This is a genomic window from Allobosea sp. BE125, assembly GCF_031456075.1.
Taxonomy (GTDB): Bacteria; Pseudomonadota; Alphaproteobacteria; order Rhizobiales; family Beijerinckiaceae; genus Allobosea.
On the sequence record NZ_JAVDTY010000002.1, the window covers coordinates 249419 to 262685 of the forward strand.

The 13267-nt window shown below is 65.1% G+C and carries 19 protein-coding genes; 12 read left to right on the top strand and 7 right to left on the bottom strand.

Annotation, left to right across the window (positions count from 1 at the left end; translation table 11 throughout):
- Positions 1-9 precede the first annotated feature (9 nt).
- Complete coding sequence (gene rpmG / locus J2Y55_RS06490; RefSeq protein WP_038367996.1) at positions 10-177, top strand: 50S ribosomal protein L33; 168 nt, start codon at positions 10-12, stop codon at positions 175-177.
- A gap of 89 nt (positions 178-266) precedes the next feature.
- Here the strand turns inward: rpmG and J2Y55_RS06495 are convergent, their stop codons facing one another.
- Complete coding sequence (locus J2Y55_RS06495) at positions 267-473, bottom strand: hypothetical protein (protein ID WP_310149441.1); 207 nt, start codon at positions 471-473, stop codon at positions 267-269.
- A gap of 452 nt (positions 474-925) precedes the next feature.
- Between J2Y55_RS06495 and J2Y55_RS06500 the strand changes: the two genes are divergently transcribed.
- Positions 926-1126 (top strand): hypothetical protein, encoded by a 201-nt coding sequence (locus tag J2Y55_RS06500; protein WP_310149443.1) that lies wholly within the window; start codon positions 926-928, stop codon positions 1124-1126.
- 327 nt (positions 1127-1453) lie between these two features.
- On the opposite strand, the gene J2Y55_RS06505 is transcribed toward J2Y55_RS06500, so the two are convergent.
- A complete protein-coding gene (locus J2Y55_RS06505; protein ID WP_310149446.1) occupies positions 1454-2830 on the bottom strand; it encodes a PleD family two-component system response regulator in 1377 nt (458 codons plus the stop codon).
- 17 nt (positions 2831-2847) lie between these two features.
- A complete protein-coding gene (locus tag J2Y55_RS06510) occupies positions 2848-3219 on the bottom strand; it encodes a response regulator (protein ID WP_310149449.1) in 372 nt (123 codons plus the stop codon).
- A 138-nt stretch (positions 3220-3357) separates the two neighbouring features.
- Between J2Y55_RS06510 and J2Y55_RS06515 the strand changes: the two genes are divergently transcribed.
- Together J2Y55_RS06515 and J2Y55_RS06520 are read left to right on the top strand one after the other, a co-directional pair.
- Positions 3358-3648 (top strand): DUF3572 domain-containing protein, encoded by a 291-nt coding sequence (locus J2Y55_RS06515; RefSeq protein ID WP_310149453.1) that lies wholly within the window; start codon positions 3358-3360, stop codon positions 3646-3648.
- Entirely contained in the window at positions 3645-5003 is a 1359-nt protein-coding gene (locus J2Y55_RS06520; protein ID WP_404978832.1) for a DNA polymerase IV, read from the top strand. Before J2Y55_RS06515 ends, J2Y55_RS06520 begins: the two co-directional genes overlap by 4 nt.
- Here the strand turns inward: J2Y55_RS06520 and J2Y55_RS06525 are convergent.
- A complete protein-coding gene (locus tag J2Y55_RS06525; RefSeq protein ID WP_310149458.1) occupies positions 4960-5811 on the bottom strand; it encodes a cell envelope integrity EipB family protein in 852 nt (283 codons plus the stop codon). The two genes, J2Y55_RS06520 and J2Y55_RS06525, sit on opposite strands and share 44 nt — an antisense overlap.
- A 184-nt stretch (positions 5812-5995) precedes the next feature.
- On the opposite strand from J2Y55_RS06525, the gene J2Y55_RS06530 reads away from it, so the two are divergent.
- The 8 genes from J2Y55_RS06530 (at position 5996) to J2Y55_RS06565 (ending at position 11751) form a co-directional block, all read left to right on the top strand.
- On the top strand, positions 5996-6466 hold the full coding sequence (locus tag J2Y55_RS06530; protein ID WP_310149463.1) for a RidA family protein: 471 nt from the start codon (positions 5996-5998) through the stop codon (positions 6464-6466).
- Positions 6466-7230 carry a glycerophosphodiester phosphodiesterase family protein gene (locus J2Y55_RS06535; RefSeq protein ID WP_310149466.1) on the top strand — a complete coding sequence of 255 codons (765 nt, stop codon included), beginning with the start codon at positions 6466-6468 and terminating at the stop codon, positions 7228-7230. The genes J2Y55_RS06530 and J2Y55_RS06535 overlap by 1 nt, the downstream gene beginning before the upstream one ends.
- Entirely contained in the window at positions 7227-8492 is a 1266-nt protein-coding gene (locus tag J2Y55_RS06540; RefSeq protein WP_310149469.1) for a GNAT family N-acetyltransferase, read from the top strand. The genes J2Y55_RS06535 and J2Y55_RS06540 overlap by 4 nt, the downstream gene beginning before the upstream one ends.
- Complete coding sequence (locus tag J2Y55_RS06545; RefSeq protein ID WP_310149472.1) at positions 8485-9270, top strand: hypothetical protein; 786 nt, start codon at positions 8485-8487, stop codon at positions 9268-9270. The genes J2Y55_RS06540 and J2Y55_RS06545 overlap by 8 nt, the downstream gene beginning before the upstream one ends.
- A gap of 58 nt (positions 9271-9328) precedes the next feature.
- Complete coding sequence (locus tag J2Y55_RS06550; protein ID WP_310150659.1) at positions 9329-9760, top strand: HIT family protein; 432 nt, start codon at positions 9329-9331, stop codon at positions 9758-9760.
- 62 nt (positions 9761-9822) lie between these two features.
- Positions 9823-10290 carry a carboxymuconolactone decarboxylase family protein gene (locus J2Y55_RS06555; RefSeq protein ID WP_310149475.1) on the top strand — a complete coding sequence of 156 codons (468 nt, stop codon included), beginning with the start codon at positions 9823-9825 and terminating at the stop codon, positions 10288-10290.
- A gap of 71 nt (positions 10291-10361) precedes the next feature.
- The gene (locus J2Y55_RS06560) at positions 10362-10835 is read left to right on the top strand and encodes a carboxymuconolactone decarboxylase family protein (RefSeq protein WP_310149479.1); all 474 of its coding nucleotides are present in this window, start codon (positions 10362-10364) and stop codon (positions 10833-10835) included.
- Between the two features lie 10 nt (positions 10836-10845).
- Positions 10846-11751, top strand: coding sequence for a sigma-70 family RNA polymerase sigma factor (locus J2Y55_RS06565; RefSeq protein ID WP_310149481.1), 906 nt, complete (start codon positions 10846-10848; stop codon positions 11749-11751).
- Here J2Y55_RS06565 and J2Y55_RS06570 read toward each other — a convergent pair.
- From J2Y55_RS06570 to J2Y55_RS06580, 3 genes are all read right to left on the bottom strand, one after another.
- Positions 11748-12104, bottom strand: a complete 357-nt coding sequence (locus J2Y55_RS06570) for an AzlD domain-containing protein (protein WP_310149485.1) — start codon at positions 12102-12104, stop codon at positions 11748-11750. The two genes, J2Y55_RS06565 and J2Y55_RS06570, sit on opposite strands and share 4 nt — an antisense overlap.
- The gene (locus tag J2Y55_RS06575; protein ID WP_310149488.1) at positions 12101-12826 is read right to left on the bottom strand and encodes an AzlC family ABC transporter permease; all 726 of its coding nucleotides are present in this window, start codon (positions 12824-12826) and stop codon (positions 12101-12103) included. Before J2Y55_RS06575 ends, J2Y55_RS06570 begins: the two co-directional genes overlap by 4 nt.
- 166 nt (positions 12827-12992) lie before the next feature.
- Positions 12993-13265 (bottom strand): hypothetical protein, encoded by a 273-nt coding sequence (locus J2Y55_RS06580; RefSeq protein WP_310149491.1) that lies wholly within the window; start codon positions 13263-13265, stop codon positions 12993-12995.
- Positions 13266-13267: the final 2 nt, after the last annotated feature.

A 13267-nucleotide genomic window follows, 5' to 3' on the forward strand; every position in this document is an offset into this window, starting at 1 on the left:
GATAATCCCATGGCCAAGGCCGTGACCATCAAGATCAAGCTGCTCTCGACGGCGGATACCGGTTTCTTCTATGTCACCAAGAAGAACTCCCGCACGATGACCGAGAAGATGTCCAAGAAGAAGTACGACCCCGTCGCGCGCAAGCACGTCGAGTTCAAGGAAACCAAGATCAAGTGATCTTGGTTACGATTCAGGCATAACAACGCTCTCGAAAGACCGCTCGTATCCCGGGCGGTTTTTCATTTCGACCTGCCGCGATCCGCCCGTCAGTAGGACGGCTTGGGCACGAACAGGCAGAAGGGTCGCTGCGACGGCGCGATCACGGTCCCGGTCAGGGTGCCCCCACTCCGGCAGATGTGAAAACGCCCGTCTTTCGAGACCCGCGTGGCGCTTTCCCGCACGAAATGACCGTCATGGGTCATATAGCCGCCGGGAACGGTGCGGGGATCGGGTTCGCGGGCATCCTGGTCCATTCCCATGGGCCAGCAATCGCGATCGCTGCAGCAGTCGTAAGGGTACCAACTATGCGCGTAGACAAGCCCTCCGCCCCACGGTGATGCCGTAAGGCAGAGCGCCAATGCGAGGGTACGCATGGGTCGCTCCATAGATTGAGGATGTCAGGCCAGCATCTTCGCAATCCGAACAAGCCTGGATCGCGAATCGTCATCAGGGTATCACGCTGGAGCGCTAGCGTGGATCGATTTGCTGCGCTGCAATCTCCGACGCTGAGAGCGGCCTGGCCGGCGGCGAAGTTTTGCATCCGCCTGCGACGAATATGTCACTTGGCTCGGGCAATAGCTGGCGTAGCATGGGCTTCTCGCCCGATCTTTGCAGGCCGAAAGGCTTATGGGTTCGCGCGGGCCGTCGAGACGGTGCCGGCGCCTGCCAGTTTGAACCTACCCTCTTCTCTGATCGGACATAGCCCTTGAGCAGCGGCGACAAGCATGCCGAGCCCCTCGCCCCAGGCCACAGCCCGTGGCGGCGCTTCCTGAAGCTGCTCGTGGAAGTCGATTCGTCGCGTTTCGCGCTCAGCCGATTGAAGGCGGGGCTGATGTTGCTCGCCATCCTCGCGCTCTTCGCCGGGTTCGGCTACGCACTGCCGGCGCTGTTCTCGCGCTATTTCTGAAGACCGCTCTCGGAGCGCAGGATGCAGGCTTTCGCCCGGATACCGGGCTTGCTCCGAGTGCAACAGGTTTTGAGGGGGGGGTGGTCGGCCGGCGACGGTTCTGATGAGGCCAGAAATCCGTCACCGACCGGCCGAGCCCATCGGTTTCCCAGGAGATGCGGCGGATCCGGGAGCCCGAAGGGCGTTTCGAAGCAGCAACAGTCAGCCGCTGCGTTGAAACGACCCTACAGGCAGGCCCTCTCGAATCAATCCAATTGGATGGATTCACCAATATTCATCGATGCTTAACCCTACCTGCTAACCATTCCGGAGCGCTGGGGCAGGTTTTCAGGCCGCATTGGCCACGATGACGCGGTTTCGCCCGGCATCCTTGGCGCGGTAGAGCGCATCATCGGCGCGCTTCATCATCTCCGCCGCCGAGGCATCGCCCGCGCGCCGGCTCGCGACCCCGATCGAGACCGTCACCGTGATGGAGCGGGTGTTGCGGTGGATGCTGAAAGGCTCGGCCTCGACCCGCTCGCGGATACGCTCTGCAACCGCGCAGGCAGCGTCCAGAGAGGTATCCGGCAGCACCACGACGACCTCCTCGCCGCCCATCCGGGCGACCAGATCGATGCCGCGCGTGCAAGCGCGCACCCGGTCGGCGAATTCGCGCAGCACCTCGTCGCCGGCATCATGCCCCCAGGTGTCGTTGACGACCTTGAAGCGATCGACATCGAGGACGAGCATGGCGAGCGAGCGGGCCCTGAGCGCCGATTCATCGAACATCGTGCCCATGCGGCTGTCCATGAAGCGGCGGTTATGCAGGCCGGTGAGCTGATCCATCACCGCCATTTCCATGGACGACTGGACGCTGTCGCGCAGCCGCTCGGTAAAGCGCTTGCGGCGCACCTGCGTGCGTACGCGCGCCAAGAGCTCGTTGCGGTCGACCGGACGGATCAGGAAGTCATGGGCCCCGATCTCGAGGCCGCGCAGGATGCGGGTGCGATCCTCGGCCTCGCCCAGCATCAGCACCGAGACGTTGCGGGTGCGCTCGAGCGAGCGCAGCTGGCTGCAGATCCGCAGCCCGTCATAGGATTTGAGGTCGAGGCTGACGAGAACGCTGTCGTAATCGCCCTCGGCAGCCCGCACCAGGGCCTGATGCGGATCGGCCTCGATCTCGACGACATGAAAGGCCGAGAGCGCGCTCGATAGCCGCTCGGTCACCGTTGGCCGGTCCTCGATCACCAGGATGCGGCCGTTAAGACCGGTCTCGGAAGCTGCCGCGGCAAGCGGATCGGCGATGCCGAGCCGGCGCGAGGCGAAAGCGCGGTTGCGCAGCTCGTCCGTGACGGATTTCAAGCGGACGAGGCTGCGGACGCGGGCAAACAGCGCCGTGTCGTCCAGCGGCTTGGTCAGGAAATCGTCGGCGCCGGCGTCGAGCCCCTTCAGGCGATCGCCGGGCTGGTCGAGCGCCGTCACCATCACGACCGGGATATGGGCCGTGGTCGCGCCGTTCTTCAAGCGCCGGCAAACCTCGAAGCCGTCCATGCCCGGCATCATCACGTCGAGCAGGACGATGTCCGCCTCGCCGCGTTCACAGATCGCCAGCGCCTCGATGCCGTTGAGCGCGGTCACGACGTCGAAATACTCGGCTGAGAGCTTCGCCTCCAGCAGCTTCACATTGGTGACGATGTCGTCGACGACGAGGACACGGGCTGACATGGTTTGTTTTCGAAGCCTCAGGCTGGGCCAGCGTAGGCGCGGACGGTCTCCAGGAATTTCGCAACCGAGATCGGCTTGGAGAGGTAAGCCTCGCAGCCTCCCTCACGAATACGTTCTTCGTCACCCTTCATCGCAAAAGCCGTCACCGCGATGACAGGGATGGATTTGAGGGTGTCATCCTCCTTGATCCATTTGGTGACTTCGAGCCCCGAAACCTCGGGAAGCTGGATGTCCATCAAAATCAGATCGGGATGATGCGTGCGCGCGAGTTCGATCGCCTCGATGCCATCGGCAGTCTTCAGCGTCGCATAGCCATGCGCTTCAAGCAAATCATTGAAGAGCTTCATGTTGAGCTCATTGTCCTCGACGATCAAAACCGTCTTCATCATGCCGCCCTTCAATCGCGCCACAGACAGGCCATCTCGATCCTGCCATCACAAGTTGGCGGCCTCATTCACAGATTACGTTAGCATGAGAGCCGTTGACGAAACGCAAACCTGAAGCTCGATTCGGAAGGCACTCCCGCCATGGCAAGATCACCCTCCGTCGAGGACGCTGAACATCTCGCGCTACGCGCGCTGGGCTTCCTCGCTGCAGATCCGGCGCGTCTGGAGCCCTTTCTAGCCCAAACCGGCCTCGGCCCCTCGAATCTGAGGGCTGCGGCGCAAGAGCCCGGTTTCCTCGTCGCAGTGCTCGACCACCTCGCGGGCAGCGATTCGCTGCTGTTGGAGTTTGCCGGAAATTTAAGCTTGAATCCGGAAATCGTCGCGCAGGCGCGCGGACGGCTCGCCGGGCCTCCAATGGACGAGGCCCCGTGACGGACCGGGCCGCCCAGCCCGCGCGGCGCGTGTTCTGCCGCGATTGCCTCATCGATCATGAGGAGGCAATCGCGGCGCTGCGCCGCTGCCCGGCTTGCGGCTCGCCCCGGCTGCTGCGCCATCCCGAGCGCGACGCCCTGAGCCTTGCCCATATCGACTGCGACGCCTTCTATGCGGCGATCGAGAAGCGCGACGATCCCACGCTGCTCGACAAGCCGGTGATCATCGGCGGCGGCAAGCGCGGCGTCGTCTCGACGGCCTGCTATATCGCCCGGACCTATGGCGTGCGCTCGGCGATGCCGATGTTCAAGGCGCTGGAGGCCTGCCCCGAGGCCGTGGTCGTCAAACCGAACATGGCGAAATATGTCGCGGTCGGCCGCGAGGTCAGGCGGTTGATGCAGGAGCTGACGCCGCTGGTCGAGCCGCTCTCGATCGACGAGGCCTTTCTCGACCTCGCCGGAACGCAGCGCCTGCATCACGCCAGCCCCGCCATCACGCTCGCGCGCTTCGCCAAGCGGATCGAAGGCGAGCTCGGGATCAGCATCTCCGTTGGCCTGTCTTATGCCAAGTTCCTGGCCAAGGTCGCCTCCGATATGGACAAGCCGCGCGGTTTTTCCGTCATCGGACGGGCGGAGGCCGTCGCTTTTCTGGCGAGCAAGCCGGTCGGCCTCATTCCCGGCGTCGGCCAGGCGAGTGCGGCTAAGCTAGCCGAATCCGGCTTCCGCCTGATCGGCGATCTGCGCGAAGCGCCGATCGACAAGCTTTTCCGCCTGGCCGGCAAGGATGGGCCGCGTCTGAAGAAGCTCGCCAACGGCATCGATGAGCGTCAGGTCACGCCCGACCGCGAGACCAAGAGCGTTTCCAGCGAAACCACGCTCGACACCGACCTGTCGCGCTTCGAGGATCTCGAGCCGGTGCTGTGGCGGCTCTGCGAGAAGACCTCGAAACGCCTCAAGGCCCAGGAGCTCGCGGGCCGGACCATCACCATGAAGCTGAAGACGGCGGATTTTCACGCAATCACACGCGCCAGCCGCCTGCCGGAGCCGACGCAATTGGCAGCCAGGCTGTTCGCCGCCGGGCGCGACCTGCTCAGGCGCGAATGCAACGGCCAGCGCTACCGGCTGATCGGCATCGGCGCGAGCGACTTCAGTGCACCCGAGGAAGCCGACCATGGCGACCTAGCCGATGTCGCGACGCCCAGGCTGAAGGCGATGGAAGGCGCGCTCGACGCGCTGCGCGCCCGCTTCGGCGATGCATCGATCGGCAAGGGCCTCAGTCTGCGCGGTCCGCAGCGGGCCAGCAGCGCAAGCGCTACTTCGCGCAATCCTGCTTCGGAAGAAGATCCAGACGCGTGAGCGTGCCGCGCAGGGCGAAGCTGCCATAGTCGAGCTTGATCGCGCCGGTCACGCCATTCTCGTAAAGCTCGAAGGAAATGGTGTAAGATGGCGTAGTCTCGCCGGAATCGACCTTGAAATAGGAGATCGACACCGGCCAGCGCGCCAGCGTCTCGAACTCCGGCCGCTGCAGCGGCGCCTCGGAAGGCTTGGCCTCGATCCGCTTCCCGATCACCGAGAGCGTGTCATAGACCTCCTTGCCGCTATTGGCGCCGTCATAGAGGCGCACGTTCAGCGTGGTCTTGCCGGCACGCGCCGCCTCGATCACCGCTTTCATCTGCGCGTTCGGGAACAGGGCGTCCGTCGTCTGGCGCACCGTCTCGGGCTTGGGCGCGCTGAGCTTGATCTCGTAGCCGCCACCGGATTTCTGGACCGAGCCGTCGACGATCTCGGCCGGCGCGCCGCCCGCCGAACTTTCGGTCTTGAAGCGGTAGCTCGCCCCGTCGCCTGCCTCGAAGCTCGTCGTGCGCGCATCGATGGTGCGCGGGCCGCCTTCGCTGCTGCTCACCTGCGTGACCTGGCGGAAGGAGAGCACATAACCCTCGCAGGCATCGCCGGTGAAATCGAAGGCGATGCGGCCGCGCGCCGCCTCGATGCTGGTGGCGGGCTTGTCGTCGTCGAGCACGAGATCATAGACCGCGCGATGGGGCGCCAGAACCACGCGCCCGACCGATTGAGGCTGGGCCGAGGCGCCGACGCTCGCCAGCACTGCGACCGTGCTCAGGATACTCGCCAGGGTACTCGCAAGGCCAAATCCGTTCATGCTCATGACACTTGCCGCTCTGCTAGGTGATCGAGCGAGTCTAGGTGCATTGCAGCAGTGGCGCAAACAAGGCGTAAGGCCGCCTTCGCGAACGCCGGTCCGAACCGCCTTGCGAGCATATCGAGGCTGCTTGCGGCTTGCCCGGCCATCGGCCATGAAGGTTTCATTCCATCGAGCCGGAGGCCGCCCCATGAGCGCAATCGAAGCCAAGCTTGCCAAACTCGGCATCACCCTGCCCGCGCCCGCCGCGCCGGTCGCAAATTACGTGCCCTACGTGATCACCGGCAAGCTGCTGGTGATCTCCGGCCAGATCTGCTTCGGGCTGGATGGCAAGCTTTCCGACAGCCACAAGGGCAAGCTCGGAGCCGAGATCTTCAACGAGGCAGGCATCGAGGCCGCGCGGCTCTGCGCCATCAACGTGCTGGCGCAGGCCAAGGCCGCGCTTGGCGATCTCGACCGGATCACCCGCTGCGTGCGGCTCGGCGGCTTCATCAATGCGATGCCGCATTTCGCCGGCCTGCCGGCGATCATGAACGGCGCCTCGGATTTGATGGTCGAGGTGCTCGGCGACAAGGGCCGCCATGCCCGCTCGACCATCGGCGTCGCCGAACTCCCGGCCGACGCCGCTGTCGAAGTCGAGGCGATGTTCGAGATCGCGTGATGGCGCGGCTTGCTACATCCGGACTTGGCTGGCTCGTCGCCCGACCGATCGCGCATCGCGGCCTGCATGATGCGAAGGCTGGGCTGATCGAGAACAGCCTGTCCGCGGCCGAGGCCGCCATTGCTGGCGGCTTCGGCATCGAATGCGACGTCCAGCTCAGCGCCGACGGCGAGGCGATGGTGTTTCACGATTTCGTGCTCGACCGATTGACGGCCGAGACCGGCCTCGTCAACGAGCGGAGCGCGCAGGCGCTGGCCGGAATCGCCCTCAAGGGCAGCAGCGACCGGATTCCGACGCTGAACGGCTTTCTCGATGCGGTCGCGGGACGCGTGCCGCTGGTGATCGAGGTCAAGAGCCGCTTCGACGGCGCTCTCGCCTTGGCGCAGCGCACGGCCGAGATCGTCAACCAGCGCTCTGGCCAGCCGATCGTGCTGAAATCCTTCGACCCCGTGATCGTCACGGCATTGCGCGAACTCGCACCCGGCATCCCGCGCGGGATCGTGGCGATGAGCGACTATTCCTATCCCGACTATGATCACCTCGACGCCGCCCAGAAACATGCGTTGGCCAATCTGCTGCATTTCAGCGAAAGCCGGCCGGACTTTTTGTCCTGGAAGGTTGCTGACTTGCCGAGCGCGGCTCCCTATCTCTGTCGGGAGGCGTTGGGCCTGCCGGTGATGAGCTGGACGGTGCGCAATGCCGGGGATCGCGAGCGGGCCGCATTGCATGCCGACCAGATGGTCTTCGAGGGCTTCAAACCTTGAGTGTTGACGGACGCGACGACCTCAGGGTGCGCGTCGCGACGTCTTTGAAGACCGTCCCCGCCGCCGCGTGGAACGCCTGCGCCAACCCGTTCGCGTTACGCGCCGCCATGGCCGCAACCTCCCCGGCGGCTACCTCCCCGGCCTCGGCCTGCCTGGATACCGCCTCGGCGATCGACGAGGACAATCCCTTCGTCTCCCATGCCTTCCTGCTCGCTCTGGAGGAGAGCGGTTGCGTCGGCAGGCGTTCCGGCTGGTCTCCGGCCTATCTGTTGGTCGAAGATGCGCAAGGCACGCTGCTGGCGGCATCGCCGAGCTTCCTCAAGAGCCATAGCCAGGGCGAATATGTCTTCGACCATGCCTGGGCCGATGCCTATGAGCGCGCCGGCGGGCGCTATTACCCCAAGCTCCAGATCGCCGCGCCCTTCACGCCCGCGACCGGGCCGCGCCTCCTGGTCGCGGACGGCCTGCGCGCCGACGAGGCCCGCGCCGGGCTGATCGCGGGGCTGGAGGCGTTGTGCGGGCAAGCCAACGCCTCCTCGGTCCATGTCACCTTCGCGCAGGAGCCCGACATCACGGCGCTACGCGAGGCCGGCTATCTGGAGCGGCACGACCTTCAGTTTCACTGGCGCAACGAAGGCTTTGAAACCTATGACGATTTCCTGGGAACGCTGGCCTCGCGCAAGCGCAAGGCGCTGAAGCGCGAGCGGCGCGAGGCGCTCTCTGCCGACATCACGGTCGATGTCCTGTCCGGATCCGATCTGACCGAAGCCGTCTGGGACGACTTCCATTCCTTCTACGAGGACACCGGCTCGCGCAAATGGGGCCGGCCCTATCTCAACCGCGCCTTCTTCTCGGCCGTGGGGGCGGCGATGGGCGAACGTATCGTGCTGATGATGGCCAGGCGCGCCGGCCGCTACATCGCCGGCGCGATCAATTTCCGCGGCGCCAACACGCTCTATGGCCGCAACTGGGGCTGCATCGAGGACCACCCCTTCCTGCATTTCGAGCTCTGCTATCATCAGGCGATCGACTATGCGATCGCCCACAAGCTCAGCCGCGTCGAGGCCGGCGCGCAGGGCGAGCACAAGCTGGCGCGCGGCTACCGGCCGGTACTGACGCGCTCGCTGCATCATCTCGCCGATCCCGGGCTTCGCCGCGCGGTTGCCGCCTATCTCGTCAATGAACGCCAGCATATCGCGCAGGCGCAGGAGGCGCTTGCAGCGGAAAGCCCGTTCCGGAAAACCGGGGGTGCCGATGACTGAGGCTGCTTCCACGGATATCGCCAGCATCTTCTGCGACGATTCCGAACTCGGCTATCGCCGCAGCCTGACGGATTTCTCGGTGCCGCTGATGCTGGATGACAGCTATCGACTCGCCCATCTGCCGCTCGTTGCGCCGAAAAACCCGCGTGTCATCCCGCGGGTGGAGGGCAAATTCTACGAGAACGGGCGGCACCCACCGGTTTCCTCGCTTGTCCTGCCGGTTCGCGACGAGGCCTTGCGAGGGTCTGACGCCTTTCTCGCTCTGGAGGCTGAGATCAAGGCCGCGCCTTTCGCCGCCAAAATCGCCTGGGATATCCTGCCGCGCCGCAAGGACAGGCTGCACGCAACGATCTGCGGCTCGCTCGGAACCGATGCGGGGTCGACCATCGTGGACGAGACGCGGCGAGTGCTCCGCGCGATCCCGCCTTTCGCCGTCGAACTGCGCGGCCTGTTCTCGGGCAACATCAATCGTGGCCGGCTCTATCTCGCCGCCTATCCGGAAAAACGCGACGGCATAAACATGCTGCAAGCCGTGCAGCAGGCCTTCGGACGCTCGCCTGGCGATCTCTGGCTGGTCGGCCTCTACAATCTGACAGCCGACCTCGATGCCGGGGAGACCGCGGCGCTGGCGGACATCGTGATGCGCTGGCGGGACCGACCGCTGCTGCGTCTCGAGGCCACGGCGTTTGAAATCCTGGGCGCCTGCGACGATCTCGTGCTCGACAGCGTGGTCGAGGAGATCCTGCCGCTTGCGGCTGCGCGCATTGCGATGGGTTGACGGCACGACGGGCGAGCCACAGGTTGCGCTCTCCCGCCTCCAGCCTGCCGGTCCCGTGATGAGCGCCTATGATCCCTCCAATGTCTTCGCCAAGATCCTGCGCGGCGAGTTGCCCTCGCACAGGGTCTACGAGGATGCCGACACCATTGCCATCATGGACATCATGCCGCGTGCCGACGGCCATGTCCTGGTCGTCCCCAAGGCCGCCTGCCGCAATATCTTCGATGCGCCGCCCGAGGCGCTGACATCCGTCGCCCTCAGCGTCCAGACGCTGGCGCGGGCCGTGAAATCAGCCTTCAATGCCGATGGCGTCACGATCCAGCAATTCAACGAGGCGGCTGGCGGGCAGGTCGTGTTCCACCTGCATGTTCATGTCATGCCGCGCTTCGACGGCGTCGCGCTCAGGCCCCATACCGGCGCCATGGAGAAACCCGATGTGCTGGCCGCCCATGCCGAAAAAATCCGGACCGCGCTAAAAAATAATCTCTGAGCGATGTCACAACCGTCGGCGCTGTCTCGTCTTGCCTTCATCGTACACTGAAGAAGATCAAGATGACCCAACGCCTCAATGCCTTCCAGGTCGCCCCCGCCGCCCTCAACGCCGTGATCGCCATCGAGGGATACATCGGCGAATGTGGGCTCGAACATAGCCTGCTCGAACTGGTGAAGATGCGCGCCTCGCAGATCAATACCTGCGCCTATTGCCTGCACATGCACGCGGCAGATGCGCGCAAGGCCGGCGAGAGCGAGGTACGGCTCTACCTGCTGAGCGCATGGGAGGAATCCGAGCTCTACACCCCGCGCGAGCGCGCTGCACTGGCGTGGACCGAGACCCTGACCCGACTTTCCGACGGCGCCCCAAGCGATGCGGCCTTCGCTGACCTGCGCGAACATTTCAGCGAGGTCGAATGCGTCAACCTGTCGGTGGCCATCGGCGCCATCAACATGTGGAACCGGATCAATTGCGGCTTCCGCACCCGGCACCCGAACGATCGCCGCCGCGAGGTCGCCGCAGCCTGAAGCCGCGCCGACATAAGCCCGCTGGCTCCCCGATCGCCGGGCCAGAACCACCTCAATCAGAAAGCCCCATCATGACCAAGCGCCTCAACCCTTACGTCACCGCTCCCGATACCATGAAGCCGATGATCGCGCTCGAAGCCTCGATCAAGGAGAGCGGCCTCGAGCACAGCCTGATCCATCTCGTGAAGATGCGCGCATCGCAGATCAATGGCTGCGCCTATTGCCTGCACATGCATTCGGCCGATGCGATCAAGGAGGGCGAGAGCCCGGCCCGCCTGTTCCTGCTCGACGCCTGGCACGAGTCGGCGCTCTATAGCCCGCGCGAGCGCGCCGCTCTCGCGTGGACTGACGCGCTGACGCTGATCTCGCAGACCCATGCGCCCGACGAGGCCTATGACGAGGTGCTCAGCCATTTCAGCCCGGAGGAAACGGTGAAGCTCACCTTGCTCATCGGCACGATCAATAGCTGGAACCGCATCTCGATCGGCTTCCGCTCGGTCCATCCCCACGACCGGCCGGCCAAAGCCGAGTCGGCGGCCGCCTGAGACGCGTCCCATGGCCGCCCCGGACGATATCTTCGAGACGCATCGCCGTTTCCTGACCCGCCTCGCCTATCGCATGCTCGGCTCGGTCAGCGATGCCGAGGATATCGTCCAGGAGGCCTGGTTGCGTTGGCGCGAGGTGGCCCAGGAGGCGGTCGAGGCGCCGCGCGCCTATCTCGCTCGCACCGTCACGCGCCTCTGCCTCGACCAAATGAAATCGGCCCGTAGCAAGCGCGAGTTCTATGTCGGCGCCTGGCTGCCCGAACCGCTGATCGAGGAGATCGGCGCAGCTGAATCCGACGTCGACACCCAGCTCGATGCCCCGATCGCGCTGATGCTGGCGCTGGAGCGGCTGACTCCGCTCGAGCGCGCCGCCTTTCTGCTGCACGACGTCTTCGATCTGGATTTCGCCGAGATCGCCCGCACCATCGACCGCAGCGAGAGCGCCTGCCGCCAGCTCGCCAAGCGGGCCCGCGAGCATGTCCGCATCGACATGCCGCCGCGCAACAAGGTCGATCCTGCCGAGGCGAAGCGTTTCGTCGAGGCCTTCTTCAAGGCCGCCCACAAGGCCGACACCAGCGATCTGCAGACCCTGCTCGCCAACGATGTCGCCTTCCACAGCGACGGCGGCGGCAAGGTACTGTCGATTATCAACTCGCTTCACGGCATCAACCGCGTCTTGCGTTTCTTCGCCGGCATCGCCAACAAGGTCGCCCACCGCCACAAGCTCACTACTGTGTACAAGCCGGTGATGATCAACGGCATGCCCGGCTATCTCAGCCTCGAACGCGGCGAGACCTTGCAGGCAACCGCGCTCGATATCCGCGACGGCCTGATCCACGCCATCTATGTCATCCGCAATCCCGACAAATTGCGGCATGTTTCGCCGCCTGTGGGCCCAAATGACGGCTCGATCTAGATCAGCAGCCACGCCCCGGCGATCAGCGTCGCCTCGCCCATGAGCACGGCGAGCATCACCCTGCGGCGGTCGAAGAGCATGATTGCCAGCGCCACCGTGAGCGCACCGATCCGTAAGCCCAGGGGCGCCGCCGCCAGGGCGCCGGGCGGCACGATGATCAGCTTGGCGACAACACCGGCCAGGAGCGCGGTCGCCACCGCCCTCACCCATTCGAGCGCAGGCGATTCAGGCGGGATCCTTCGTGCGAAGGCAACCGCGAGCCAGCGCCAGATCTCGGTCGGCAGCACGGCGAAGAGCAGCAAGGCGAGATAGGGCCAGTAGGCGCCGTCCAGGCCGGGAATCGGCGGCGTCATGCGACCCTCCCGCGCCGGCGGCCGATCAGGAAGGCGATGCTGCCGGCGACCACTCCGGCAACGATCAGATCGAAGCCGCCGCCGATGAAACGGTCGCAGATCGGCGCCAGCGCAAGGCCCAGCACCATGGCTGCGATGTCGCCGCGATGCCGGATGCCGGCCGCCAGCGAAACCAGGAAGAAGATCGGTGTCAGGCAGAGCAGCCCCGCCGCGAACGGAATCGGCAAGGCGTTGACGAGGTAGTAGCCTGAGAAGGTGCCTATCGAGCTGACGGCCATGCAGGTGTTGGCGAAGCCGAGGAAATAGGCGACGCGTTGCGGCGGTGGCACGGCAGGCAAGCGCCGCAGGCCCTCGGTCCAGGCCGTCACGGCAACATAATGCGACAGGGCCAGCTGGAGCCAGACGCTCTGCCCGGGCCGGCGCAGCAGGGGCAGGATCGCGACCGTCATCGGCAGGAAACGCAATGAGGCGAAACCGATCGCGATCGCAATCGCGCTCCAGGCGGCGCCGGCGGCGATCGAAGCGAAGAAGATCACCTGCGACGGCCCGGCCCAGACCAGCATGGTCGACAGCACCGCGACCTCGACGGGATAGCCGACATCCCGCGCCAATGAACCGATTCCGACGAGCCCGAAGCCGACGACCCAGGCCGGCAGGGAGAGCGCATCGCGCATGCCGGCCAGCGCCACACGCTGCCAGCTCCAGTCGGCCGATACGCTCATGAAGGTATGTGCACGCTTGCCCGATCGCCGCCGAGGACCACACAGCCCCCGTTTTCATACGGGCGCTGCAAGCGTTCTAACCCGCACGATCCGGCAAACCGATATCCGGCATCGCGCGGTCAGCCCTGCGTCGGCTGCAGCCGACCGATGGCCCGTAGCGAGCGCCTCAGCGGCCGCCCTTCATGACGATGCCGATGAGCTCATTGCCGAAATCGATCAATTCCTTGGGCACGCCGCCAACCGCCTTCACGCCGAGATAGATCAGGTAGATGAAGGCCGGCACGAGAATCCAGCCCAGGATCTCCTCGAACAGCTTGCGCCGCCGCCTGCGCTGCTCGCGCTTCTCGAACCATCCAAGCTTCTGCTTGCGCGCCGGAGCCTCCGGCGCGGATTCCGGCGCCTGCGCCAGAAGGGGGGCGGGTTTTCGCTTGAACCACACGG

Excerpts from the sequence above, each read along its gene's own strand:
- rpmG (WP_038367996.1), top strand. The coding sequence starts at position 10 with ATGGCCAAGGCCGTGACCATCAAGATCAAGCTGCTCTCGACGGCGGAT.
- J2Y55_RS06495 (WP_310149441.1), bottom strand. The coding sequence starts at position 473 with ATGGACCAGGATGCCCGCGAACCCGATCCCCGCACCGTTCCCGGCGGC.
- J2Y55_RS06505 (WP_310149446.1), bottom strand. The coding sequence starts at position 2,830 with ATGTCAGCCCGTGTCCTCGTCGTCGACGACATCGTCACCAATGTGAAG.
- J2Y55_RS06510 (WP_310149449.1), bottom strand. The coding sequence starts at position 3,219 with ATGATGAAGACGGTTTTGATCGTCGAGGACAATGAGCTCAACATGAAG.
- J2Y55_RS06515 (WP_310149453.1), top strand. The coding sequence starts at position 3,358 with ATGGCAAGATCACCCTCCGTCGAGGACGCTGAACATCTCGCGCTACGC.
- J2Y55_RS06525 (WP_310149458.1), bottom strand. The coding sequence starts at position 5,811 with ATGAGCATGAACGGATTTGGCCTTGCGAGTACCCTGGCGAGTATCCTG.
- J2Y55_RS06530 (WP_310149463.1), top strand. The coding sequence starts at position 5,996 with ATGAGCGCAATCGAAGCCAAGCTTGCCAAACTCGGCATCACCCTGCCC.
- J2Y55_RS06535 (WP_310149466.1), top strand. The coding sequence starts at position 6,466 with ATGGCGCGGCTTGCTACATCCGGACTTGGCTGGCTCGTCGCCCGACCG.
- J2Y55_RS06545 (WP_310149472.1), top strand. The coding sequence starts at position 8,485 with ATGACTGAGGCTGCTTCCACGGATATCGCCAGCATCTTCTGCGACGAT.
- J2Y55_RS06550 (WP_310150659.1), top strand. The coding sequence starts at position 9,329 with ATGAGCGCCTATGATCCCTCCAATGTCTTCGCCAAGATCCTGCGCGGC.
- J2Y55_RS06555 (WP_310149475.1), top strand. The coding sequence starts at position 9,823 with ATGACCCAACGCCTCAATGCCTTCCAGGTCGCCCCCGCCGCCCTCAAC.
- J2Y55_RS06560 (WP_310149479.1), top strand. The coding sequence starts at position 10,362 with ATGACCAAGCGCCTCAACCCTTACGTCACCGCTCCCGATACCATGAAG.
- J2Y55_RS06565 (WP_310149481.1), top strand. The coding sequence starts at position 10,846 with ATGGCCGCCCCGGACGATATCTTCGAGACGCATCGCCGTTTCCTGACC.
- J2Y55_RS06570 (WP_310149485.1), bottom strand. The coding sequence starts at position 12,104 with ATGACGCCGCCGATTCCCGGCCTGGACGGCGCCTACTGGCCCTATCTC.
- J2Y55_RS06575 (WP_310149488.1), bottom strand. The coding sequence starts at position 12,826 with ATGAGCGTATCGGCCGACTGGAGCTGGCAGCGTGTGGCGCTGGCCGGC.